Genomic DNA, 23,616 nt, shown 5'->3' on the forward strand with positions numbered 1-23,616 from the left:
TTCCTGAAACGATTAGGCTTAATGTTACTAGTTTAGTAATCAATAGCCCCGTAATGATGGAGGAAATATGAAGTACTGTCAGATTAGCAACATATCTCGAGCAAGTGCTGTTTTCGTGGCCAAATAAATTGGTTCACTTCGACACTTTTTCCGAGGTGTTGCGCATAGTCTTGCGTAAAAGATAGCCGCCTCACGGAATGAAAAATAAACTGTGGTTTATACAATGAATATAATCTATAGTTTATGAGGTGAGTGATGACATGGACCGTAATTTTTACCGACTATTTCTATTTTTGGTATCAGGCGCAGCCTTTGGATCTTCGCAAACGGCTTGCGGCAGCCTTCGGAAATCTTGAGTTCTGGGGGCCTGAGTTGAGCCGTCCGCAGGCTGATACAGTAAAAGGCTCCCGCTATCCTAATATGAAAGAGCTACGCCTGCTGTGGCGGGGGAAGCCGTATCGAATATTTTTTGCTTTTGATCCAAGGCGCAGGGCCGTTGTGCTGTGCGGTGGAGATAAATCAGGTAACAAACGGTTTTATGAGGCATTGATAAAAGTGGCTGACACGCAGCTGGCGCACCACCTTGCAGACCTGGAGAGTGAATATGAAAACCTTAACTGAAGTGATTGCCGGGTTCTCGCCCGAAGACCAGGCAGAGATCCGAAAAATGACCGAAGTCTTAATTCTGGAAACTGGCCTGCAGCTGGTGCGTGAAGAACAGGGACTATCTCAAAAGCAAGTGGCACAAAAAATGGGTATTTCGCAGCCGGCGATAGCCGCCATCGAACAGCGCGGTAACGATCTTAAGGTCCTTACTCTCAAGCGCTACGTTGAGGCCCTGGGCGGCAAACTTTCGCTGCATCTGGAATTTCCGGAAAGGGACAGGCGTTTTCAGATATAAAAAAACCGCAGAAGGCCTGCGGTTTAGTTGATGAGTCGAGTTTTGAGATGATTATCTGAACACGACGTCTGCCCAGCGGGCAAGCCCCTGGGTTACCGAGCCGAAGTCATCACCTCCGGCAATCGGGATGTTCGGCAACTGTTGAGCCAGAGCATGGCGCAATAGCGGAGAACGTGCGCTGCCGCCGGTCAGGTAGATAACCTCAGGTTTCGCGTTGCTGTTTTCCATAGCCAGCGTGACCTGCTCCATGATGCGATGCAGCGGCTGGCTGATGGCGGTTTCCAGCGCTTCCTGGCTGATGTCGCAGCCCACTTCATGGGCAATAAACGGCAGCATGGTGGCAACCTGTTGGCTGTTAGAGAGCGCAATTTTGCTCTCTTCTGCCGCACGGACGAGGCGATAGCTCAGGCGCTGGCGCCAGACTTTTTGCAGGTAAGCCACTTTTTCCGGCTCACGCGCGTCGCGTACAAGCTCGTTGAGCGAGCGGCCGTTAGCCGTGCTGTAGAAGTCGTTCTGTGCCGGGACATCGTTAATCGCCACCGCGTTCCACCAGGGTAATACCGGCAGCGCGATGCCTTTCTCCGTCTGGCCGCCCATACCGAGCAGCGGAGCCAGCTGTTTGAAGGCCAGCATAATATCCAGGTCGTTACCGCCCACGCGGCAGCCGCTATGGCCCAGTAGACTTTGTTCACGGTCGCGGCGCTGGTGCCATTCAGGCCCCATCAGCAGCACCGAGCAGTCGGTGGTACCGCCGCCAATATCGACTACCAGTACCTGTTTTTCTTCCTGCAGCGTGGCTTCAAAATCCAGCCCTGCGGCAACAGGTTCAAACTGGAACACAACGTCGCGGAAGCCAGCGCGGTGGGCCGCCCGCTCCAGAATACCCTGAGCCTGCTGGTTGGCTTCTTCGCCGCCGAGCCCCTGGAAGTTAATCGGTCGGCCAATCACCGCCTGATCGATAGTCCCGGTAAGCTGGCTTTCTGCCTGCTTGCGAATGTGCAGCATCATGGCGCAGACCAGGTCTTCAAACAGCGCGACCTGCTGCGGCTTCAGGCCGGTAGCGCCCAGGAAGGATTTCGGCGATTTAACGAAGTAAACCTCTTCCGGATCTTCCATGTATTGGCTAAGCGAATTCAGACCGAACTTCACGCTGCCGGGCAGCACGTCAATATCTTCTTCGCGGTTAAAGCTTACCGCCCGGCGCAGCAGCGCCTGGGTTTCACTGCCCGTGGCCGGCACTTCGTGGTGACGGAAGAGCCACTCGCTTACTGCTTCACGCGTCGGCGCACAGAGCATAGAAGGCAGCAGCGATGAGCCGTTTTCCATTTCCAGCAGCTGTGGTTTTCCATCACGCATAATGGCGACAGAACAGTTCGCCGTCCCGTAGTCAAAACCGATTTTCATTTTCTTTAATTATCCCCATGCCAGTGAGAAGGGGGGCGACTTTAGCGGAATGACGAGCTGCGGGCAACTGAATATCAAAGCAAGGCAGAAATCTGTATTTAGCGGTATGCTAAATGAACAATGCTATCTTCCTAACGCTCTCATTCTCTTCAGGATTATTTATGTACACCCTTAGCTATCAACCGCCTTATGACTGGCCCTGGATCCTCAGTTTTTTGCAGGGGCGTGCCGTGGAAGGCGTGGAAATTGTCACCGAAAATCGCTATCAGCGCAGCTTTGCGCTGGGTAAGCATGCCGGGCTGGTGACGCTTGAGCCAGATGAGAAAAAGCTTTGCCTCAACGTGACGCTAAGCGACGGGCTGCTGCCTGTGGCGGAGACGGTTTTGCAGCGCGTTAAGAACTTACTGGATTTGGACAAGGATCCGCAGCAGGTTCTGGACAGCCTCGGGGCACTGGCGTCTGCGCGACCGGGCCTGCGCCTGCCGGGATGTATGGATCCGTTCGAGCAGGCTATTCGGGCCATTCTTGGGCAATTGGTCAGCGTGGCAATGGCGGCAAAATTGACCGGAAAAGTGGCAAAAACCTACGGAAAGAAGCTTGAAGATAACGATGGCTGGTATCTGTTTCCGGCTGCCTCGACGCTGGCAAACTGCGATATTCAACAGCTGAAATCTTTGGGAATGTCGCTTAAGCGTGCAGAAGCTATTGTGCATATTGCCGGAGAAGTGGTGAAAGGGCAGTTTCCGCTGCAGTTGCCTGATGACCTGGAACAGGGCATAAAAACCCTGATAGCATTGCCGGGTATCGGGCGCTGGACCGCCAACTATTTTGCCCTGCGTGGCTGGCAGGCCAACGATGTTTTCCTGCCGGATGATTACCTGATTAAACAGCGCTTTCCTGATATGACAACTGCGCAGATCCGCCGCTATGCCGAGCGCTGGCAGCCGTGGCGCTCCTACGCGCTATTACACATTTGGTATAGCGACGGCTGGACGCCGGTCAGTTAATCCCAAAATAACTGTTAGCCAGCAGCAGCTCCAGCGGCTGCGGCTGGGTAATGGTTTCCCCATAGATTAAATCAATCCCGATGCCGGACAGCGTATCCATCACCAGAGGCATGTCCGCCGGGCCGGCGATAGTTTGCAGCATCATGCGTTGGGCATGACCGTGCACAATCGTCACCATCATTTCGTCCATCAGGTTGCAGTGCACGTTGAGGATCAGGTCAGGATCTAACATCACATAGTCAAACAGGTGATGACTCAGAGTATTAAACAGCTCCAAATCCCGCCCAACGTGGCTCAGCACCATGCGACAACCGGCTTTGCGCAGCCGCTTCAGGTTGGCATAAGCGCGCTGTGGCTCGGTAAGCAAATCACTACTTTGAATGGTCAAATGCAGCAGACGAGCAGGCATTCGGCTTGCGGACAGCTGCTCCAGCAGTTCATTGATAAAGGTATCGCTGACAATGCCCGCTCCGGAAACAGGCAGCGCGACGCCAAAGCCTTTCATGGCGACCTGAGAGGCGTATTTCTCAAAGAACTCGCTAAATACACGGCGATCCAGCGCATGATGAAGCGCCGGGTCGGCAAGGCCTGAACGGAATGCCGGTTCGTTGATAACGTCCCCTTCGTTGCCCCAGAAGCGCAGGGTCAGGAGATAGAAACAGGTGGATTCCGGGATACGCGGCGGCGCAATCGCCATCGCTATCATCAGGATTGGATTGTCTTTGATCACCTGCCACTGCTCGTCGAGCGGCATGGTGTTGCGTCCCTGTTCCATATAATGGCGGTGCGGTTCATACACCGTGACCTGGCCGCGGCCGTTGTTTTTCGAGGCGTAGCAGGCGATATCGGCCTGAGAGAGCACTTCAGACGCGATAGCGTTATCGCCGTCAATGTGCGTGATCCCGGCGCTGGCGCCGATGCGATGCAGGCGACCATCCCACATAAAGTGGTAGTCGTTGATGCTGCGAATGATCCGCTCAGAGATGTAGCGCGCGTTTTCAGTGGAGCAATCCGGCAAGAGTAAACCGAACTCGTCGCCACCGAGGCGGGCAAGAAAATCCCCCGTTCGCAGCATACTCAGCATCATAGACGCCAGCTCGCGCAGTAGAGCATCACCTGCGGCATGGCCCGCCGAGTCGTTCACGGCTTTAAAACGATCGAGATCGATGAACACCAGCGAATGGTGCTGGCGGTGTTCAATCGCACCCTGCAGCAAACGCTTCAGGTGATTTTCAAAGCTGACCCGGTTGGCCAGGTGAGTCAGGCTATCGTGGGAGGCGCTGTAGCTCAGTTGCTTAAGCATCTTCCGCGACTCGGTGACATCCTGGATAACCAGCACGGAACCAATGCTTTGGCCGTCCAGCGTGGTCAGCGGCGTAATGGTGTAATGAATATCGTAGCTGCCGCCGTTGCGGCAATGCAGCACGACGTCCTGCTCGATGGCGCTGCGAGAAAAATCACCGCTGTGTATGTTTTCCATCACCGGGCCATTATCGCCGAAGGTGATGCGCAGAATCGCCAGAATGTGCTGGCCGATGGCCGCTTCCTGCGCCCAGCCGCTGAGCTTTTCGGCCACCGGGTTCATAAAGCTGACATTCATGTCGACATCAGTACAAATCACCGCTTCACCGATAGAGTCCAGCGTGATGTGCAGCCGCTCTTTCTCCTGATACAGCGCTTCGTTGAGCTGCTTAACCTCGGTCATATCCATATTGATACCCAGCAGCCGTTCCACGTCACCGTTCTTATTCAGCACGCGGTTTGCCAGCGAGCGAATATGGCGGATTCCGTCTTTGACATGGATACGAAATTCAAGCTTGAACGGCAGGCGGTTTTTTAACGACTCGCGAATAACCGTTTCCGAATGGGCGAGATCTTCTTTTACCAGCCTGTCCAGCCAGAGCTGATAGGTCGGTTTAATGTGTGGCGGCACGTCGTAAAGCTCAAACATCCGCTTATCCCAACTGATGATATCGTTGGTCAGATCCCACTCCCAGATACCGATCCCACCGGCTTCGTTGGCAAGCGTAATTCGCTCCATCAGCCGCTTGTTGATCCACTCGGTATGCTTCAGGTCGTTGATGTCTTCAATCTGGGCGATGTAGTAGAGCGGCGTACCGTCGATATGACGGACAACGGAGGCCGTGAGCATGGCCCACACCACATTGCCCGCGCTGGTGTAATAGCGTTTCTCCATCGAATAGCTATTAATGTGGCCGGCCTCGAGCTTGCTGAGGTGTTGAAGATCGAGATTCAAGTCTTCAGGCCAGGTTATTTGCTGGAAGGTGAGGTCGCTCAATTCTTCACTGGAATAGCCGAGGAATTTGCACAGTGACTTATTCACCTGTAACCACTTGCCTTCAGTGGAGACCAGCGCCATGCCGATGGCCGAGTATTCCATCGCGTTACGAAAACGCGTTTCGCTTTCGGTGATGTGTTTACGCTCTGTGCGGGAGGAGTACATCACCATTGTGATGACGTTTGCGGGCAGCAGAATCAGCAGAAACGGTAGCCACGGCGCATATTCCAACACGCGCGGGTGCGGGGTCACCATCGGGAATTTACCGATGGCTATCATCGCAGACACCATCATCAGCGTAGCAAGGAAGATAATAAAGGCTTCCAGGCGCGGCAGCCGGATGGCGCTCCACATCAGAATGACGATGATAAAAGTGAACGGCCAGGGCAGATAAATTAATGAAAAATAGCTGAGCGCCAGCGTGACGGAGAAGGTTGCCACGGTTTCAAACAGCAAAGCGGTTTTGCGGTGACGAAGCAGATAATAAGGCTTAAACAATAGCCCTGCCGGCATTAGCGCCAGCGCCCCGATAGACTCGGACAGCACCCAAATAAAGAATGTTTTTAGGGCGGAGGAGTCAATCGGTATCGGCAATAGCGTAACCAGCAGGCCGCCAACCAGCGGTGGGATTGTCGCACTGCACAGGGCAAGCCGTGCCCAGTTATTGAGATTTTGTAAGGGATTTTTTCGCGGCAAAAAACGGCGTAACAACAGGGCGCCTAGCAGCGCCTCAACCAGGTTTATCGCGGTTAACGAGAGATTCAGCCAGCTAAAGGGAAAAATGGCGGCACTGGCCGCGATGCTGCCCAGGGCACAGGCGACGGCAATCAACGGCCACAGACGGATAGGGGAGCGAAAAAACGCCGCCATCATCACCGAAGTGGTAAACCAGATAGGCACCAAATCGGTGCCTTTTACCGTCAGCTCCAGAGAGTAGAGGGTGAAAATAAAGCTGAGTAACCCTAAGCCAGCCAGCAGTATCAAGGAATAGGAGGCGGCTTCTGTTTGTCTGTTTTTTATAATCATTACCGCAAATCCGCTTGGACACTGCCGCCAGGAGCCATGCCTGGGCGCATATAAATAAAGAATCGGTTTATGCTAGTACAAACAATTTACAATTCCTATGCTCGCTTGTCAGAATTTACCTACAGACCGTCAGAAATTGCGTAGCCAAATCACGTAATTAAATAATTCCACTTTAACCCGTTGCCGGACGCTGGTGCGCTGTCATGCCGCCGTCACTTTGTCGCCTTCTTGCCGCGTAATTTCGCGATTGCACGGGGTAAGAGACTGGTATCAAACGGCGGTTGTCCCTATAATTGCCGCGTTTGACGCCTTCGCGTCCTCCTTCCAACACTTTTCGTATTCAGGCCGTAAATAATATGACCGATCAGTCTCATCAATGCGTCATCATCGGGATAGCCGGCGCATCGGCTTCAGGGAAAAGCCTCATTGCCAGCACGTTGTATCGTGAACTGCGCGAGCAAGTCGGCGATGAACACATTGGTGTCATTCCAGAAGACAGTTATTACAAAGATCAAAGCCATCTGTCGATGGAAGAGCGTGTAAAAACCAACTACGATCACCCCAGCGCAATGGACCACAACCTGCTTTTCCAGCATCTGCAGACGCTGAAATCAGGTAACGCTATTGAGCTACCGGTTTACAGCTATGTGGAGCATACCCGCACCGACCAGACGGTTCATCTGGTGCCGAAGAAGGTGATCATTCTGGAAGGCATTCTGCTGCTGACCGATGCGCGTCTGCGCCAGGAAATGAACTTTTCTATCTTCGTTGATACGCCGCTGGACATCTGCCTGATGCGCCGTATGAAGCGCGACGTTAACGAGCGCGGTCGTTCAATGGACTCCGTAATGGCGCAGTATCAAAAAACAGTACGCCCAATGTTCCTGCAATTTATTGAGCCTTCCAAACAATACGCCGACATTATCGTACCGCGCGGGGGCAAGAACCGCATCGCCATCGATATTCTGAAAGCCAAAATCAGTCAGTTCTTTGAATAAAGACCTTTGCGAGCGCGCGTAAGCCGCTCGCTTTTACGTTGAATCCCTCATCCATTGCCCATTGGCTATCGCCGGCGCTCTGTGGCAGTGTGTGTAAAACTGAGATTGATAAGGAGAATCTGCGATGCGCCTTTGCGACCGTGATATCGAAGCCTGGCTGGATGATGGCCGTTTAGCGATTACCCCCCGCCCTCCGGTTGAACGCATTAACGGTGCAACCGTGGATGTTCGCCTCGGCAATAAATTCCGCACTTTTAGCGGTCATACCGCACCTTTTATCGATCTCAGCGGCCCTAAAGATGAAGTCACCGAAGCGTTAGAGCGCGTGATGAGTGACGAGATTGTGCTGGATGAAGGCGAAGCCTTCTTTTTACACCCAGGAGAGCTGGCGCTGGCGGTGACGCTGGAGTCAGTTACGCTGCCCGACGACCTGGTGGGCTGGCTGGATGGACGTTCCTCGTTAGCGCGCCTGGGCCTGATGGTACACGTCACGGCGCACCGTATCGATCCGGGCTGGCATGGCTGTATCGTGCTTGAGTTCTACAATTCTGGGAAGCTGCCGCTGGCGCTGCGTCCAGGCATGATGATTGGCGCGCTAAGCTTTGAACCCCTCTCCGGGCCAGCCGCGCGTCCTTACAACCGCCGCCAGGACGCAAAGTACCGCGATCAGCAGGGTGCGGTAGCAAGCCGTATCGATAAAGACTGAATCGCAGTGAGTTGTTCGCCGTCTGGCGAATGATATGGAGAATGTTATGAGACGACTTTTAACCACGTTGATGATTCTGCTGGTTGTGCTGGTAGCCGGCCTGACCTCACTTGTGTTGTTGGTTAACCCTAACGACTTCCGTGGTTATATGGTTCGTCAGGTTGAGGCCCGCAGCGGTTATCATCTTGAGCTGGACGGGCCGCTGCGCTGGCATGTCTGGCCGCAACTGAGTATTTTGTCTGGCCGTATGTCGTTGACGGCGCCCGGTGCCACTCAGCCGATGGTCAGCGCGCAAAATATGCGTCTTGATGTGGCGCTGATCCCGCTGCTTTCTCATCAGCTCCAGGTTCGCCAGGTGATGCTGAAAGGCGCGGTAATTCAGCTGACGCCGGAGGCTGAAGCGAAGCGCTCGGCTAACGCGCCGGTGGGGCCAAAAGGCACCGTCAGTGAACCGGATACCGGGCGTGGCTGGTCCTTTGATGTCGCGAAGCTTAAGGTGGTTGATAGCGTACTGGTCTTCCAGCATATCAATGACGAACAGGTGACGGTCCGCAATATTAACCTGCAAATGACGCAGGATGATAAGCGGCAGGCGCACATTGAACTCAGTAGCCAAATTAACCGCGACCAGCGGGATTTAGCGCTTTCGGTCACCGCAGATGTCGATCTTAACGACTATCCGCAGCAGATAAACGCCACGTTAAGCCAAATTGACTACCAGCTGAAGGGGGCCGACCTTCCTGCTGGGGGGATCGGCGGTTCGGGGACGCTACGGCTGGGCTGGAAAAACACGAGCAGCCAGCTTTCGCTCACAAACATGCAGCTCACGGCTAACGACAGTGATTTACAGGGCAACGTCAGCTTGGCGTTACTGGATAAACCACAGTGGACGGTAGATCTGCATTCTCGTTTGCTTAATCTCGACAAGCTGGTGGCCAATCCGCCGGGCGCGGATACCGCGATTAACCAACAGGCGCAGCAGGCTCAGCAGCAGCCTCGCCCGGGGCCGGTGATTGCCGAAGAACAGGGTGAAACCAACTACCACAGCCTGCGTAATTTTAATGCCGTAGTGAATATGAATGCTGGTGAAGTCCGCTGGCGTGGCCTGGCGTTCAGTGATGTACAGACCGCGCTGGTGAACCAGGAGGGCAAACTCAGTATTAACCAGCTCAACGGTAAGCTGGGGCAGGGCACGCTGTCGCTGCCGGGCTACCTCGACGCCAGCGACCAGACGCCTGAACTTGCCTTCCAGCCGCAGGTCAAGAATATTGAAATAGGCAAAATTCTGACCGCTTTTGATTACCCGATTGCGCTGACCGGGCAGTTTTCCATGACGGGTGATTTCAGCGGTGAACGCCTGGATGCTGAGGATTTCCGCAGTAACTGGCAGGGAGAAGCCCAGCTTGAGCTGGCCCATTCCCGCCTTGAGGGGATGAACTTCCAGCAGCTTATTCAGCAGGCGGTCAGCCGGAACAACCAGGGCGTGGATGCACAGCAAAATGTTCAGAACGTCACCGAGCTTGACCATTTCTCCACGTCGGCGTCGCTGGATAACGGGCTGTTGACGATGACGAAAATGGTCGGCGAGTCCAGCGTACTGGCCCTGACCGGCGAAGGCACGATGGATCTGGTGAAAGAGGTCTGCGACACCAACTTTGCGATCAAAGTCAGCGGCGGCTGGCAGGGCAGCAACAGCAAACTGATCGAAGCGTTAAAAACTACGGCCGTTCCGCTCCGCGTTTATGGCCCGTGGCAGCAGCTGAATTATACCCTTCAGGTTGATCAGGTGCTGCGCAAGCAGCTGCAGGATGAAGCTAAGCGTCGGCTCAATGACTGGCTGGATAAGCATAAAGAGAGCGACAAATCGAAAGAAGTTAAGCAATTACTGAATAAGCTTTAACGACCATAAAAACCGGCGAAAGCCGGTTTTTTTATACTTCATAATCAAGCAGATTATCCTCTTGCTCGCGCGGGATAATTTGCACTTTGTTCACCCTGTGGTTCACCACCTCCAGCGTCTTAAGCAAATAATTCCCTACTTCAACGCTCTCGCCTTCGGCAGGAATGTGCTGTAAATGCTCCATCAGCAGCCCGGCAATGGTGTGGTATTCCCGCTTCTCATCCAGGGGAAGGGCGACGTACTGCACCAGGTCGTCCAGCGGCATGTGGCCGTTCGCCGTCCAGCTGCCATCCTGATTTTTCTGGATATCATGACGAGCATCTATCTCTTCCACTTCGTTGGGAAGATTGCCGGCGATGGTTTCCATCACGTCGCTAAGCGTCACAATGCCTTCCACCGAGCCAAATTCATCCACAACAAAAGCAAAATGGGTCCGCGCGTTGCGGAACTGTTCCAGTGCCTGCAGCAGCTGCAGGGCCTCAGGGAAGACCAGCGGCTGACGAATCAGCGGCGCAATGTCCAGAGCTTCACCGTGCAGCGACTGCTGCAGCAAATCGATAACGTGCACCACGCCGAGGATCTCTTCCCCGTCATCGGTCACCACGATGCGCGTGTGCTTGTTTTTATCCAGCAGCTCCCGGATCTGCTCTTCCGGCGCGGCGATGTTCAGGTGATCGACGTCGTGACGGGAAGTCATGATGCTGCTGACGCTGCGCTGATTCAGGTGCAGCACGCGCTCGATCATCCGCGTTTCCTGCGGGTTGAAAACATCGGTGTTTATGCCGCTGTCGGCAATCAGCGATGCGGTTTTGGCATCCAGCTCTGCGTCTTCTTTCTTGCCATTCAACAGCCGCAATACGGCTTCGGCTGTGCGCTCACGCAGCGACTGATTCGCCGAAAGAAAGCGACGGCGGTTAAAAATCGCCAGCTGATTGAGTGATTCAATCATCACCGAGAAACCGATAGCGGCGTAGAGGTAACCTTTCGGGATTTGATAACCAAAGCCGTCGGCCACCAGGCTAAAGCCGATCATCAGCAGGAAGCTCAGGCACAGAATCACGATGGTCGGGTGACTGTTCACAAATCGGGTTAAAGACTTGCTGGCCAGCACCATCAGTCCGATGGCGATAATAACCGCGGTCATCATTACCGCAAGATGGTCGACCATGCCGACGGCGGTAACAACGGAGTCGAGGGAAAACACCGCGTCAAGAATAACGATTTGTGCCACAACGGGCCAGAATCTGGCGCCCCGTTTTTGCGTGTGGTGCTCGCTGTCTTTGCCTTCCAGCCGTTCATTTAGCTCCATCGTGGCCTTAAACAGCAGGAACATGCCGCCAAACAGCATGATCAGATCCCGGGCGCTAAAGCGAAGGTCATGGATTGTGAAAAGGGGGCGGGTAAGCGTCACCAGCCATGAAATTGAGGCCAACAGCAGCAAACGCATAACCATCGCCAGCAGCAAGCCCGTGACGCGGGCGCGGTCACGCAGTTTGGGAGGCAGTTTTTCGGCGAGGATGGCAATAAAAACAAGGTTATCAATGCCCAAAACCAATTCGAGAACGACCAGGGTAACTAACCCGGCCCAGATTGAGGGGTCGGCAATCCATTCCATACGGGGTTTATAACCTTTAACTTACGGGCAAATGCCACACGGAAATGATGGATAATTGTCGGACAAAAAGCAATGTTTGCCTGAGATTAATCCGTAATGACTTATAGAATTATCGTCATTAAATGAATATCCGGTAAGTCGTTATGGATAATATTTAAAGCAGTATTTCGATTGTATATTTTATATTGGCATTAAGCTCTATGAGATAGTTCTGCATATTGTCGGGGTAATTATCCTGGTATTGCCCGTGTCAATATAAAGAAAATCCTAAAACGTTATTATTGTGTGGTTCATATTAATCTTAAAAGTCCAGTTACCGCCTTTTGTCTCCTTGCTTGCTGGGTTTTAAGCTGCAACAATCTTTATCGATGATTAGCAATGAATGTGTTTTTTATACATTGGTTAATAGTTCGCCCCAGCATTTTCATAAAACCTGATTCTCTGATTTCAATATCTTATTGGATATTTGAATACCTTGGATTATTGGGATTATTTACCGTTTTCAGTAGGTTGGTGACTGTGAGCCAGGGGCGGTAGCGTGCCCGGATGCGGCCAGATAACAGCAAGTCATGGAGTCATCAGAATGTCGGGAAATAAGCTTATTTTAGGAATAATGCCAGTTATCTCACTCTCTGAATATGTTCAATTCTGTACTTCATCCTCACGGCTAATTGCTTGCTTGTTTTATTCGCTCAGGATAATTACTCTGCCATAGTGATAAATATTCAATGATAAAATACAAACTTAAGTTGATGCCTTTATTGGTGTCAGTCACCCTGATGAGCGGCTGCACGGTATTTCCCGGCAGCAATATGTCTGCTTCAGGAAAAGACGTCATCAAACAACAGGATGCTGATTTCGACCTTGACCGAATGGTCAATGTTTATCCTTTAACGCCGCGACTGGTGGAGCAACTGAGGCCTCGTCCAGTGGTTGCTCAACCGAACGCCGGGCTGGATAAAGATATCGCTAATTACCAGTACCGCGTCGGGCCGGGAGATGTATTAAACGTCACGGTTTGGGATCACCCTGAGCTAACCACGCCAGCGGGTCAGTATCGTAGCTCAAGCGACACCGGTAACTGGGTACAGCCCGATGGCACCATGTTCTACCCGTACGTGGGCAAAATCAGCGTGACCGGCAAAACGCTCGCAGAAATTCGCAGCGATATTACCAGCCGCCTTGCGCAGTACATCGCTCAACCGCAGGTGGACGTTAATATTGCTGCCTTCCGCTCGCAAAAAGCCTATATCTCCGGCCAGGTCAATAAATCCGGTCAACAGCCCATCACTAACGTGCCGCTGACCATCCTTGACGCTATCAATGCCGCAGGCGGTTTAACCGAAGTGGCCGACTGGCGTAACGTCGTTCTGACTCATAACGGGCAGGAAAAACGCATTTCTCTGCAGGCGCTGATGCAAAACGGTGACCTCAGCCAAAACCATTTGTTGTACCCAGGCGACATTCTGTTTGTGCCGCGTAATGACGATCTGAAAGTGTTCGTGATGGGCGAAGTGAAGAAGCAAACCACCCTCAAAATGGACTTCAGCGGCATGACGCTCACCGAAGCGCTTGGCCAGGCCGAAGGCATCGATCTCACCTCTTCAAACGCCAGCGGCATCTTCGTGATTCGTCCGCTCAAAGGCCAGACGCAGCAAAACGGCAAGATTGCCAATATTTATCAGCTCGATATGTCCGATGCGACCTCGCTGGTGATGGGCACCGAGTTCCAGCTCCAGCCGTATGACGTGGTGTACGTGACCACCGCTCCGGTATCCCGCTGGAATCGCCTGATCAACCAGCTACTGCCAACCATCAGCGGCGTTCGTTACATGACCGATACCGCCAAAGATATCCACACCTGGTAACGCGCTATGTTCAACAAAATACTTGTGGTTTGCGTGGGGAACATCTGCCGTTCCCCCACGGCTGAACGGTTGCTCAAACGTTACCATCCAGAACTTAGCGTCAGCTCTGCTGGGCTGGGGGCGCTGGTCGGGAAGGGCGCGGATGCCGGTGCCGTTGAAGTCGCCGGGCGGCATAACCTTTCGCTTGAGGGGCATTTAGCCCGGCAGGTTTCCGGCCGTCTGTGTCGGGAGCATGACCTGATTCTGGCGATGGAAAAACGTCACATCACCACGCTGTGCGAAATGGCACCTGAAATGCGCGGCAAAGTGATGCTGTTTGGCCATTGGGATGCAGAGAGAGAAATCCCCGATCCCTATCGTAAAAGCCGCGACGCCTTTGAAGCGGTCTACAGCATGCTCGACCTTTCTGCCCAAAAGTGGGCTAACGCACTCAACGCTCATCAGGGATAACAATGACAGAGAAAGTACGCCGTTCGAGCGCCCCGACCGAGGGCAATGACGAAATTGATATTGGCCGTTTGTTTGGCACCGTGCTGGAGGCTCGCTGGTGGGTTATCGGCATTACGGGGATGTTTGCCTTGCTGGCTGCGGTTTATGCCCTGTTTGCCACGCCCGTGTACAAGGCCGACGCGCTGGTACAAATCGAACAAAATGCCGGTAACACGCTGGTGAACGACATCAGCTCTGCGCTGAGCAATAAGCCCCCGGCGTCTGCCGCAGAAATTCAGCTGATTCAATCTCGTCTGGTGCTGGGAAAGACCGTGGACGATCTGAACCTGGATATTTCGGTAACCAAGAACACCTTCTGGCTGTTCGGCGCTGGCTGGGATCGCCTGCAGGGGCACCAGAACGACACGGTTAACGTCACCACTTTCACCCTCCCGGCGGGGATGAACAAAGATACCTTTACCGTAGAAGTGCTGAACGACAAACGGTATCAGCTAACCAGTGACAACGGTTTTAGCGCCAAAGGTGAAGTGGGCAAGCTGCTGAGTCAAGGCGGCGTTACGATGCAGGTTGACGGCATTCAGGCCCAGCCGGGTGACAATTTCACCGTGGTGAAGTACTCCACGCTCGGCATGATCAACCAGCTGTTGGGCAACCTGACGGTGACCGAAAACGGCAAAGATACCGGCGTGCTTAGCCTGTCTTATACCGGGGAAGATAAAGATCAGATCCGCACCATTCTCGACAGTATTACCCGCAACTATCTGGCGCAGAACGTGCAGCGTAAATCTGAAGAGGCCGCTAAAAGTCTGAAGTTTCTGGCCGAGCAGTTGCCTGAGGTGCGCCATAACCTGGATACCGCAGAGAACAAACTGAACGCTTATCGCCAGCGCCAGGATTCGGTGGATCTTTCTCTGGAAGCAAAATCGCTGCTGGATTCCGTGGTCAATATTGACGCTCAGCTTAATCAACTGACCTTCAAAGAGGCCGAAATTTCCAAGCTCTACACCAAAGCGCACCCGTCATACCGCACGTTGCTGGAACAGCGCAAAACGCTTGAAGATCAGAAAGCCCGCCTGACCAACAGCATCGGCGCGATGCCTAAAACTCAGCAGGAAATCGTGCGTCTGACCCGCGATGTCGAGTCCGGACAACAGGTTTACATGCAACTGTTGAACAAGCAGCAAGAGCTGAAAATCACCGAAGCCAGTACGGTGGGGGATGTGCGCATCGTCGACCCGGCGATTACGCAGCCGGGCATGGTGAAGCCGCAGCGCGCCCTGGTGATATTGGGCAGCATCATTCTGGGTCTGATCGTCTCCGTGATTGGCGTGCTGCTGCGTTCATTGTTTAACGGCGGAATCGAAAGCCCGACCGTACTGGAAGAGGCGGGACTCAGCGTCTATGCGAGCATTCCACTATCTGAGTGGCAGAAAACCCGTGACCAGGCCAACCTGCGCAACGTCAAAGGGACAAAGCGTTTCAAACAGAGTCAATTGCTGGCGGTGGGGAACCCGACTGACCTGGCCATTGAAGCCATTCGCAGCCTGCGCACCAGCCTGCATTTTGCCATGATGCAGGCCTCCAACAACGTCCTGATGCTCACCGGCGTGAGCCCGTCTATCGGTAAAACCTTTGTGTGTGCCAACCTTGCGGCGGTGATTAGCCAGACCAACAAGCGCGTGCTGCTGATGGACTGCGACATGCGCAAAGGCTATACCCACGAACTGCTGGGGACGACCAACGTGAACGGCCTGTCCGACGTGCTGTCAGGGCAGGGGGATATTACCCGCTGTGCGCAGAAAACGTCCGTGCCGAACTTTGATCTTATCCCTCGCGGGCAGGTTCCGGCTAATCCGTCCGAACTGCTGATGAACGAGCGCTTTTCTCAGTTGGTGAAGTGGGCCAGTGAAAATTATGACCTGGTGCTGATTGATACGCCGCCGATTCTGGCCGTTACGGACGCGGCGATTGTGGGACGCCATGCTGGCACTACGCTGATGGTGGCGCGCTACGCGGTGAACACGCTGAAAGAAGTGGAAACCAGCCTGAGCCGGTTTGAGCAAAACGGCATTGCCGTGCGCGGCGTGATCCTTAACTCGATTTTCCGCAGAGCCACCGGCTACCAGGATTACGGCTACTACGAATACGAATATAAGTCGGATGCTAAATAAGGTGATGGCCATGAACAGCAGCGCAACTCGCCCGCTTATCTCTATTTATATGCCGACGTGGAACCGCCAGCAGCTGGCTATTCGCGCCATCAACTCGGTGCTGCGTCAGGATTATGACCACTGGGAAATGATTATCGTCGATGACTGCTCGGCAAGTTTCCAGCAGCTGCAGCAGTTTGTTGCCGACCTCGGCGATCCCCGGGTGCGTTATATCCACAACGACGTGAACAGCGGCGCCTGCGCGGTACGCAACCAGGCCATTGGGCTGGCGCAGGGGCGGTTCATCACCGGCATTGATGATGATGACGAATGGACGCCGAACCGCCTGTCGGTGTTTTTGTCCCACCAGCATCAGCTGGTGACTCATGCGTTTTTATATGCAAACGACTATCTGTGCGAAGGGCAGGTCTACTCGCAGCCGACCAGCCTGCCGCTTTACCCGAAGTCACCGTATTCCCTGAAGTTATTCTACAAGCGCAATATCATTGGCAATCAGGTCTTTACCTACGCCGAGCGCTTTAAGAGCAGCCTGTTTGATACTGAGCTTAAAGCGGCGCAGGACTACGACATCTTCCTGCGCATGGTGGTGGCGTTCGGCCAGCCGTGGAAGGTGGAAGAGGCGACCCAAATTCTGCACGTTAATCATGGCGAAATGCAGATAACCAAATCCCCGAAAAAGTTTGCCGGCTATTTCCACTTCTACCGCAAACATAAAGCCAAGTTCGACCGGGCCAGCAAGAAATATCAGCTGTATACGCTCTACCAAATCCGCAATAAGCGCATGTCGTGGCGCACGCTGTTAGCCCTGCTGACGGTGCGCAACGGCAAACGCCTTGCCGATAGCCTGAGGGGGAGGTAAGCGTGCTGGAAGATATTCGTGCCAATAGCTGGAGCCTGCGTCCGTGCTGCATGGTACTGGCCTACCGTGTCGCCCATTTCTGCTCGGTGTGGCGCAAGAAAAGCGTCATTAATAATCTCTGGGCCGCGCCGGTACTGCTGGCCTACCGATTTATTACCGAATGCCTGTTTGGCTATGAAATTCAGGCCGGGGCCACCATTGGCCGCCGTTTCACTATTCATCACGGCTACGCGGTGGTTATCAATAAGTTTGTCGTCGCCGGGGATGATTTCACCATCCGCCACGGCGTCACCATTGGTAACCGGGGTAACAGTCTTGCCTGCCCGGTGATTGGCAACGGCGTTGAGCTGGGGGCCAATGCGATCATCGTGGGCGATATTACTCTCGGCAATAACGTGTCTGTGGGCGCGGGCAGCGTGGTGCTGGACAGCGTGCCGGACAACGCGCTGGTGGTAGGGGAAAAAGCACGGGTGAAGGTGATCCAATGAACATCATGCAGTTTAATGTGCGCCTTGCAGAGGGCGGTGCGGCGGGCGTTGCGCTCGATCTTCACCAGCGTGCACGCCTGGCCGGACTCTCTTCACGTTTTATCTACGGCTACGGCAAGGGCGGCAAGAAAAGCGCCAGCCACGACATTTATCCCGACGTTGAAAAACACACGTCTCGTCTGGTGTCCGTCGCCAATATTGCGCTGTTTCGTTTCCTGAATCGCGATCCGTTCGGCAACCTGAACAAACTCTACCGCCGGGTCACCCGCAGCCCGCAGCCGGTTGTGCTGCACTTCCACGTGGTGCACAGCTACTGGTTGAACCTGGACGAAATGGTGTCGTTTTGCCAGCGGGTGAAGGCCCACAAGCCGGATGTCACCTTTGTCTGGACGCTGCATGACCACTGGAGCATCACCGGGCGCTGCGCCTTTCTGGACGGCTGCGAAGGCTGGAAAACAGGCTGCGCTAAATGTCCTACGCTGAATAATTATCCGCCGGTCAAAGTGGATAAAGCCCATCAGCAGGTGGCGGGCAAACGCCAGCTGTTCCGTGAGATGTTGGCGCTGGGCTGCAAGTTTATTTCCCCAAGCCAGCACGTCGCAGAGGCTTTTAATCAGCTCTATGGCGCCGGGTGCTGCAGCATCATCAATAACGGTATCGACGTGGCCACCGAGGCGATTCTGGCGGAGCTGCCTGAAAGCGGCGTCGCGACGGCGAAACCCCGCGTGGCCATTGTGGCCCACGATCTGCGCTATGACGGCAAAACCAACCAGAAACTGGTTCAGGCAATGATGGCGCTGGGCGACAAAATTGAGCTGCATACCTTTGGCAAGTTCTCGCCGTTTGAAGGCGCTAACGTGGTAAATCACGGCTATATGACCGATAAACGCGCGCTGATGAGCGAGCTGAACACGATGGACAGCCTGGTGTTCAGTTCCCGCGTGGATAACTATCCGCTGATCCTGTGTGAGGCGCTGTCTATCGGCGTGCCGGTGCTGGCGACGAGCAGTGAAGCCGCGGATGAAGTTTTACGCAAGGTGGGCGGCAAGACCTTCTCGCCCGAGCAGGTTCTGGCGCTGGTGCAGCTCAAAAAAGCGCAGCTGGCAGAACAGGTATTCGCCACCGATTTAGCGACCTTCCGCGCAGCCAGCCGTCAGGCCTACAGTGGTAAACAGATGCTGGAGGAATATGTCTCGTTCTATCAGGGTCTGTAGCTATCTGCTGCTGCCGTTCATCTATCTGGTGGTGAACATTAAGCTTGCCTCTCTGGGGGAGAGTTTCCCGATAACCATCGTGACCTTCCTGCCGGCGATTTTGTTTCTGTATATCGAGCGCATCAACCTTAAAAAACTGATGATTGCACTGGGCGTGGGGGCGGTGCTGACGGCGTTTAACTACATTTTCGGTCAGTCGCTCGATCCGGCAAAGTACGTCACCTCGATGATGCTGTTTGTCTATATTGTGCTGATATTGGGAATGACATGGAGCTGCCGTTTTAAAACTATTTCGCTGCGCAATCACCGAAAAATATTACGATTTTTCTACGGCGTAGTGGGCATTATTGTGGCGCTGGCGGCGGCGGAAATGGCTCAGATTATTCTGACCGGCGGCAGTAGCCTGATTGAGAAAATTTCGAAGTTTCTCATTTACAGTAACAGTTACGTGCTCAATTTTATTAGCTTCGGCGGGCGGCGTACTACGGCGCTCTATTTTGAACCCGCTTTCTTCGCCCTGGCATTAATCTCAATTTGGCTCAGCATCAAACAGTTTGGTATCAAAACGCCGAAAACTGATGTTATGATTCTTTTAGGGATAATCCTGTCAGGATCTTTCTCCGGGGTAATGACGTTTATTTTGTTCTACCTGCTGGAGTGGGCATTCCAATACCTTAATAAAAGTGCTATTAAAAAGAAGTTGCCATTAGCGATTATTTCACTGGCTGTTTTTTTAATCGGTTTGGTATTTGCCTTCCCTTATATCGCTACTCGTGTTGGTGATTTGGGGACGGAAGGGTCATCATCGTATTACCGTATTATTGGTCCATTAGCGATGGTCGGATATTCACTGGCAAACGTTGATGGTGTAGTACGTTTTGGTTCTCTCTATGAATATGTCGCATCATTCGGAATATTTAACGGTGCGGATGTAGGGAAAACCGTGGACAATGGACTGTATCTGCTGATTATTTATTTCTCATGGTTTGCTGTGTTAATGACCGCTGGCTATATGTGGCGAGTCATGAAAATGATGCGTAATGCATTCGGCAATAATGAGAATTATCGTGTTCAGCTTTGGTTGTTTATGCCTGTATCTTTGTTCTTTACGGGTTCCATTTTTAGCCCGGAATATGCATTTTTAATTGTTTGCCCATTTATTTTGCGTAAAGCAATTAAGGGTTCGCTGCCAGGAGGTGCGCAATAATGTTATTAAGTATTATTACAGTCGCATGGCGTAACTATGACGGGGTAGTGAAGACCTGGCAATCACTGGCGTATTTGGCACAGGCCAAAGACATTGAGTTTGAATGGATTGTTGTTGACGGCAATTCTCCAGACGGCACGGCTGAGTTTCTTGCCGGCCTGCAGGGGCAGTACAACCTGCGCTTTGTCAGCGAGAAAGACAACGGCATTTACGACGCGATGAACAAAGGGATTGCTATGGCACAGGGGCGCTACGCGCTCTTTCTGAACTCCGGTGATGCTTTCCACCCTGAGATTGCCGGGGTGATTTATCAGCTGGCAGCCGTAGGCGAGCGTGATGATGCGATGGTGATTGGCGACGCGCTGCTGGACTTTGGCGACGGCAATAAAATTCGCCGCAGCGCTAAGCGTGGCTGGTATATCTATCACAGCCTGCCGGCAAGCCATCAGGCGATCTTTTTCCCGCTCTCCGGCCTGCGAAAATATCCCTACGATCTGCAATATAAAGTCTCATCCGATTATGCGCTGGCGGCAAAAATGTATAAAAGCGGCTATGCCTTCAAACGTATCAAAGGGCTGGTGTCTGAATTCTCAATGGGTGGCGTTTCTACCTCTAATAACGTTGAGCTGTGCCAGGATGCAAAAAACGTGCAGCGTAAAATTTTACGCGTGCCGGGCTTCATTGCCGAACTCTCTTTTCAACTGCGGTTAAAAACAACCGGCAAAGCCAAAGCGCTTTATAACAAAACCTAAAGCACACGGGAAATATTATGCAGGATTTAAGCGGCTTCAGTGTACCGAGGGGATTTCGCGGCGCGAGCGGCATTAAAGTGCAATTGTGGTGGGCGGTACAGGCCACGTTATTTGCCTGGTCTCCGCAGGTTTTATATCCGTGGCGTGCCTTTTTATTACGCATGTTTGGGGCGAAGGTAGGCAAAAAAGTTGTTATTCGCCCGTCGGTGAAAGTCACCTATCCGTGGAAGTTAACGCTCGGAGATTATGCCTGGGTTGGCGACGACGCGGTGCTTTATACCCTCGGCGAAATTACCATCGGCGCAAATTCCGTGGTGTCGCAAAAATGTTATTTGTGCACCGGCAGTCACGATTATATGAGCCAGCATTTTGATATTACCCAGTCACCAATTGTTATCGGCGAAAAATGCTGGCTGGCAACGGATGTGTTTGTTTCCCCTGGCGTCACGATAGGCAATGGCTGCGTCGTGGGAGCCCGGAGCAGTGTTTATAAATCATTACCGGCGAATGCCGTTTGCCGGGGGAACCCGGCGGTAAAAATACGCGACCGCGCGTAATTCTTTCACCCTTGCTCTGTTTGTTATCGGTTATCTCTCCTGCGGAGAGACAGGGAGTGAGGGGTAAGGGCCAATAAAAATGTTCACAGAGGATAATTTATCATGACTAAAGTAGCTCTCATTACGGGTGTCACCGGACAAGACGGCTCTTACCTGGCGGAGTTCCTGCTGGAAAAAGGCTATGAAGTTCACGGTATCAAGCGTCGCGCTTCTTCTTTTAACACCGAGCGCGTGGACCACATTTATCAGGATCCTCACGCGGGCAACCCGAAATTCCATCTGCACTACGGCGACCTGACCGACACCTCCAACCTGACCCGTATCTTGTCTGAAGTGCAACCGGACGAAGTCTACAACCTGGGCGCGATGAGCCACGTAGCGGTTTCCTTTGAGTCACCGGAATATACCGCGGACGTGGATGCGATGGGCACCCTGCGCCTGCTGGAAGCCATTCGCTTCCTGGGCCTCGAAAAGAAAACCCGCTTCTACCAGGCGTCCACCTCAGAGCTGTACGGCCTGGTGCAGGAAATCCCACAGAAAGAGACCACGCCTTTCTACCCGCGTTCCCCGTATGCGGTTGCCAAGCTTTACGCCTACTGGATCACCGTCAACTACCGTGAATCCTACGGCATGTACGCCTGTAACGGCATTCTGTTCAACCACGAATCTCCACGCCGTGGTGAGACGTTCGTGACCCGTAAAATTACCCGCGCTATTGCCAACATTGCTCAGGGCCTGGAGAAATGCCTGTACCTCGGCAACATGGGCTCCCTGCGCGACTGGGGCCACGCCAAAGACTACGTGAAAATGCAGTGGATGATGCTGCAGCAGGAAAAACCGGAAGACTTCGTTATCGCCACCGGCGTGCAGTACTCCGTGCGTCAGTTCGTGGAAATGGCTGCCGCCCAGCTCGGCATCAAGCTGCGCTTTGAAGGCCAGGGCGTGGAAGAGAAGGGCATTGTGGTTTCCGTCACGGGCCACGACGCACCGGGCGTGAAACCAGGCGACGTTATCGTCTCCGTTGATCCGCGTTACTTCCGTCCTGCGGAAGTTGAAACCCTGCTGGGCGATCCAACCAAAGCGCACGAAACGCTGGGCTGGAAGCCGGAAATCACCCTGCAGGAGATGGTCGGCGAGATGGTGGCCAAAGACCTGGAAGCGGCGAAGAAACACTCCCTGCTGAAGTCCCATGGTTATGAGGTCGCCATCGCGCTGGAGTCCTGAGTATGAATAAGAAACGTATCTTTGTTGCCGGCCACCGTGGGATGGTCGGCTCGGCCATCGTCCGCCAGCTCGGGCAGCGCGATGACGTTGAGCTGGTGCTGCGCGGGCGCGATGAGCTGAACCTGCTGGACACCGGCGAGGTGAATGCCTTTTTCGCCGGTGAGAAAATCGATCAGGTTTACCTGGCGGCGGCAAAAGTGGGCGGCATCGTCGCCAATAACACGTTCCCGGCGGAGTTCATCTACGAGAACATGATGATCGAAAGCAACATTATTCATGCCGCGCACACGCACGGCGTGAACAAACTGTTGTTCCTCGGCTCATCCTGTATTTATCCGAAGATGGCGCAGCAGCCGATGGCCGAAAGCGAGCTGCTGCAGGGCACGCTTGAAGCCACGAACGAGCCGTATGCAATTGCCAAGATTGCCGGTATCAAGCTGTGCGAGTCCTACAATCGCCAATACGGACGGGATTACCGTTCGGTAATGCCGACTAACCTGTACGGGCCGAACGACAACTTCCATCCGAGCAACTCCCACGTCATTCCGGCCCTGCTGCGCCGTTTCCATGAAGCCACGCAGGAGAATGCCCCGGACGTGGTGGTGTGGGGCAGCGGCACGCCGATGCGCGAGTTTTTACACGTGGACGATATGGCCGCGGCCAGCATTCACGTGATGGAGCTGGCTCAGGAAGTGTGGCAGGAGAATACCGACCCGATGCTGTCGCACATTAATGTCGGCACCGGCGTGGATTGCACCATCCGTGAGCTGGCGCAGACGCTAGCGAAAGTCACCGGCTACCGGGGGCGAGTGGTGTTCGACGCCACTAAGCCTGACGGCACGCCGCGTAAGCTGCTGGACGTTTCCCGCCTGCATCGCCTCGGCTGGTATCACGAGATTTCCTTGGAAGCTGGTCTCGCCAGCACCTACCAGTGGTTCCTCGAAAACCAGCAGCGGTTCCGGGGGTAAGC

General features: G+C 53.6%; 20 protein-coding genes. 17 read left to right on the forward strand and 3 right to left on the reverse strand.

Going from position 1 to position 23,616, the window contains the following annotated elements; genetic code table 11:
- Positions 1-255 precede the first annotated feature (255 nt).
- Entirely contained in the window at positions 256-621 is a 366-nt protein-coding gene (locus CNE01S_RS12915) for a type II toxin-antitoxin system RelE/ParE family toxin (RefSeq protein WP_061276559.1), read from the forward strand.
- Positions 605-901: a helix-turn-helix domain-containing protein gene (locus CNE01S_RS12920; protein ID WP_061276561.1), complete on the forward strand. Its 297-nt coding sequence runs from the start codon at positions 605-607 to the stop codon at positions 899-901. The genes CNE01S_RS12915 and CNE01S_RS12920 overlap by 17 nt, the downstream gene beginning before the upstream one ends.
- Positions 902-952: 51 nt before the next feature.
- Here the strand turns inward: CNE01S_RS12920 and yegD are convergent, their stop codons facing one another.
- Complete coding sequence (gene yegD, locus CNE01S_RS12925; protein WP_061276564.1) at positions 953-2,305, reverse strand: molecular chaperone; 1,353 nt, start codon at positions 2,303-2,305, stop codon at positions 953-955.
- Between the two features lie 161 nt (positions 2,306-2,466).
- On the opposite strand from yegD, the gene alkA reads away from it, so the two are divergent.
- Entirely contained in the window at positions 2,467-3,312 is an 846-nt protein-coding gene (alkA, locus tag CNE01S_RS12930) for a DNA-3-methyladenine glycosylase 2 (protein ID WP_061276567.1), read from the forward strand.
- On the opposite strand, the gene CNE01S_RS12935 is transcribed toward alkA, so the two are convergent.
- Entirely contained in the window at positions 3,305-6,637 is a 3,333-nt protein-coding gene (locus CNE01S_RS12935) for a diguanylate cyclase (protein WP_061276569.1), read from the reverse strand. The two genes, alkA and CNE01S_RS12935, sit on opposite strands and share 8 nt — an antisense overlap.
- Before the next feature lie 356 nt (positions 6,638-6,993).
- On the opposite strand from CNE01S_RS12935, the gene udk reads away from it, so the two are divergent.
- The 3 genes from udk (at position 6,994) to asmA (ending at position 10,241) form a co-directional block, all read left to right on the forward strand.
- The gene (udk, locus tag CNE01S_RS12940; RefSeq protein WP_061276571.1) at positions 6,994-7,635 is read left to right on the forward strand and encodes a uridine kinase; all 642 of its coding nucleotides are present in this window, start codon (positions 6,994-6,996) and stop codon (positions 7,633-7,635) included.
- A gap of 124 nt (positions 7,636-7,759) precedes the next feature.
- On the forward strand, positions 7,760-8,341 hold the full coding sequence (gene dcd, locus CNE01S_RS12945) for a dCTP deaminase (RefSeq protein ID WP_039304717.1): 582 nt from the start codon (positions 7,760-7,762) through the stop codon (positions 8,339-8,341).
- 46 nt (positions 8,342-8,387) lie between these two features.
- A complete protein-coding gene (asmA, locus tag CNE01S_RS12950; protein WP_061276573.1) occupies positions 8,388-10,241 on the forward strand; it encodes an outer membrane assembly protein AsmA in 1,854 nt (617 codons plus the stop codon).
- Between the two features lie 31 nt (positions 10,242-10,272).
- On the opposite strand, the gene CNE01S_RS12955 is transcribed toward asmA, so the two are convergent.
- Entirely contained in the window at positions 10,273-11,856 is a 1,584-nt protein-coding gene (locus CNE01S_RS12955) for a TerC family protein (protein ID WP_061276575.1), read from the reverse strand.
- 728 nt (positions 11,857-12,584) lie between these two features.
- Here CNE01S_RS12955 and CNE01S_RS12960 point away from each other — a divergent pair.
- The 11 genes from CNE01S_RS12960 (at position 12,585) to fcl (ending at position 23,614) form a co-directional block, all read left to right on the forward strand.
- Entirely contained in the window at positions 12,585-13,724 is a 1,140-nt protein-coding gene (locus tag CNE01S_RS12960; protein ID WP_039295207.1) for a polysaccharide export protein, read from the forward strand.
- Positions 13,725-13,730: 6 nt separating this feature from the next.
- On the forward strand, positions 13,731-14,174 hold the full coding sequence (gene wzb, locus CNE01S_RS12965) for a low molecular weight protein-tyrosine-phosphatase Wzb (protein ID WP_061276576.1): 444 nt from the start codon (positions 13,731-13,733) through the stop codon (positions 14,172-14,174).
- A 2-nt stretch (positions 14,175-14,176) separates the two neighbouring features.
- A complete protein-coding gene (gene wzc / locus CNE01S_RS12970) occupies positions 14,177-16,345 on the forward strand; it encodes a tyrosine-protein kinase Wzc (RefSeq protein WP_061276578.1) in 2,169 nt (722 codons plus the stop codon).
- Between the two features lie 10 nt (positions 16,346-16,355).
- Positions 16,356-17,204, forward strand: a complete 849-nt coding sequence (gene wcaA, locus CNE01S_RS12975; protein WP_096754182.1) for a colanic acid biosynthesis glycosyltransferase WcaA — start codon at positions 16,356-16,358, stop codon at positions 17,202-17,204.
- Between the two features lie 2 nt (positions 17,205-17,206).
- On the forward strand, positions 17,207-17,692 hold the full coding sequence (wcaB, locus tag CNE01S_RS12980; RefSeq protein WP_061276580.1) for a colanic acid biosynthesis acetyltransferase WcaB: 486 nt from the start codon (positions 17,207-17,209) through the stop codon (positions 17,690-17,692).
- Entirely contained in the window at positions 17,689-18,906 is a 1,218-nt protein-coding gene (locus CNE01S_RS12985; protein WP_061276582.1) for a glycosyltransferase, read from the forward strand. The genes wcaB and CNE01S_RS12985 overlap by 4 nt, the downstream gene beginning before the upstream one ends.
- Positions 18,881-20,113 (forward strand): colanic acid polymerase WcaD, encoded by a 1,233-nt coding sequence (gene wcaD / locus CNE01S_RS12990; protein ID WP_061276584.1) that lies wholly within the window; start codon positions 18,881-18,883, stop codon positions 20,111-20,113. Before CNE01S_RS12985 ends, wcaD begins: the two co-directional genes overlap by 26 nt.
- Complete coding sequence (gene wcaE / locus CNE01S_RS12995) at positions 20,113-20,865, forward strand: colanic acid biosynthesis glycosyltransferase WcaE (RefSeq protein WP_061276586.1); 753 nt, start codon at positions 20,113-20,115, stop codon at positions 20,863-20,865. The genes wcaD and wcaE overlap by 1 nt, the downstream gene beginning before the upstream one ends.
- Positions 20,866-20,882: 17 nt before the next feature.
- The gene (gene wcaF, locus CNE01S_RS13000) at positions 20,883-21,422 is read left to right on the forward strand and encodes a colanic acid biosynthesis acetyltransferase WcaF (RefSeq protein ID WP_061276588.1); all 540 of its coding nucleotides are present in this window, start codon (positions 20,883-20,885) and stop codon (positions 21,420-21,422) included.
- A 102-nt stretch (positions 21,423-21,524) separates the two neighbouring features.
- Positions 21,525-22,646, forward strand: a complete 1,122-nt coding sequence (gene gmd / locus CNE01S_RS13005) for a GDP-mannose 4,6-dehydratase (RefSeq protein WP_061276590.1) — start codon at positions 21,525-21,527, stop codon at positions 22,644-22,646.
- A gap of 2 nt (positions 22,647-22,648) precedes the next feature.
- Positions 22,649-23,614: a GDP-L-fucose synthase gene (fcl, locus tag CNE01S_RS13010; RefSeq protein WP_061276592.1), complete on the forward strand. Its 966-nt coding sequence runs from the start codon at positions 22,649-22,651 to the stop codon at positions 23,612-23,614.
- The last annotated feature ends 2 nt before the right edge of the window (positions 23,615-23,616 follow it).

This window comes from Cedecea neteri NBRC 105707 = ATCC 33855 (genome assembly GCF_001571265.1).
GTDB classification, from domain to species: domain Bacteria; phylum Pseudomonadota; class Gammaproteobacteria; order Enterobacterales; family Enterobacteriaceae; genus Cedecea; species Cedecea neteri.

Coding starts and splice junctions, on each gene's coding strand:
- yegD (WP_061276564.1), bottom strand. CDS start 2,305: ATGAAAATCGGTTTTGACTACGGGACGGCGAACTGTTCTGTCGCCATT.
- CNE01S_RS12955 (WP_061276575.1), bottom strand. CDS start 11,856: ATGGAATGGATTGCCGACCCCTCAATCTGGGCCGGGTTAGTTACCCTG.
- wcaD (WP_061276584.1), top strand. CDS start 18,881: ATGTCTCGTTCTATCAGGGTCTGTAGCTATCTGCTGCTGCCGTTCATC.
- alkA (WP_061276567.1), top strand. CDS start 2,467: ATGTACACCCTTAGCTATCAACCGCCTTATGACTGGCCCTGGATCCTC.
- CNE01S_RS12935 (WP_061276569.1), bottom strand. CDS start 6,637: ATGATTATAAAAAACAGACAAACAGAAGCCGCCTCCTATTCCTTGATA.
- wcaE (WP_061276586.1), top strand. CDS start 20,113: ATGTTATTAAGTATTATTACAGTCGCATGGCGTAACTATGACGGGGTA.
- wcaF (WP_061276588.1), top strand. CDS start 20,883: ATGCAGGATTTAAGCGGCTTCAGTGTACCGAGGGGATTTCGCGGCGCG.
- wzc (WP_061276578.1), top strand. CDS start 14,177: ATGACAGAGAAAGTACGCCGTTCGAGCGCCCCGACCGAGGGCAATGAC.
- CNE01S_RS12915 (WP_061276559.1), top strand. CDS start 256: ATGACATGGACCGTAATTTTTACCGACTATTTCTATTTTTGGTATCAG.
- CNE01S_RS12985 (WP_061276582.1), top strand. CDS start 17,689: ATGAACATCATGCAGTTTAATGTGCGCCTTGCAGAGGGCGGTGCGGCG.
- wcaA (WP_096754182.1), top strand. CDS start 16,356: ATGAACAGCAGCGCAACTCGCCCGCTTATCTCTATTTATATGCCGACG.
- CNE01S_RS12920 (WP_061276561.1), top strand. CDS start 605: ATGAAAACCTTAACTGAAGTGATTGCCGGGTTCTCGCCCGAAGACCAG.
- fcl (WP_061276592.1), top strand. CDS start 22,649: ATGAATAAGAAACGTATCTTTGTTGCCGGCCACCGTGGGATGGTCGGC.
- udk (WP_061276571.1), top strand. CDS start 6,994: ATGACCGATCAGTCTCATCAATGCGTCATCATCGGGATAGCCGGCGCA.
- wzb (WP_061276576.1), top strand. CDS start 13,731: ATGTTCAACAAAATACTTGTGGTTTGCGTGGGGAACATCTGCCGTTCC.
- asmA (WP_061276573.1), top strand. CDS start 8,388: ATGAGACGACTTTTAACCACGTTGATGATTCTGCTGGTTGTGCTGGTA.
- gmd (WP_061276590.1), top strand. CDS start 21,525: ATGACTAAAGTAGCTCTCATTACGGGTGTCACCGGACAAGACGGCTCT.
- CNE01S_RS12960 (WP_039295207.1), top strand. CDS start 12,585: ATGATAAAATACAAACTTAAGTTGATGCCTTTATTGGTGTCAGTCACC.
- dcd (WP_039304717.1), top strand. CDS start 7,760: ATGCGCCTTTGCGACCGTGATATCGAAGCCTGGCTGGATGATGGCCGT.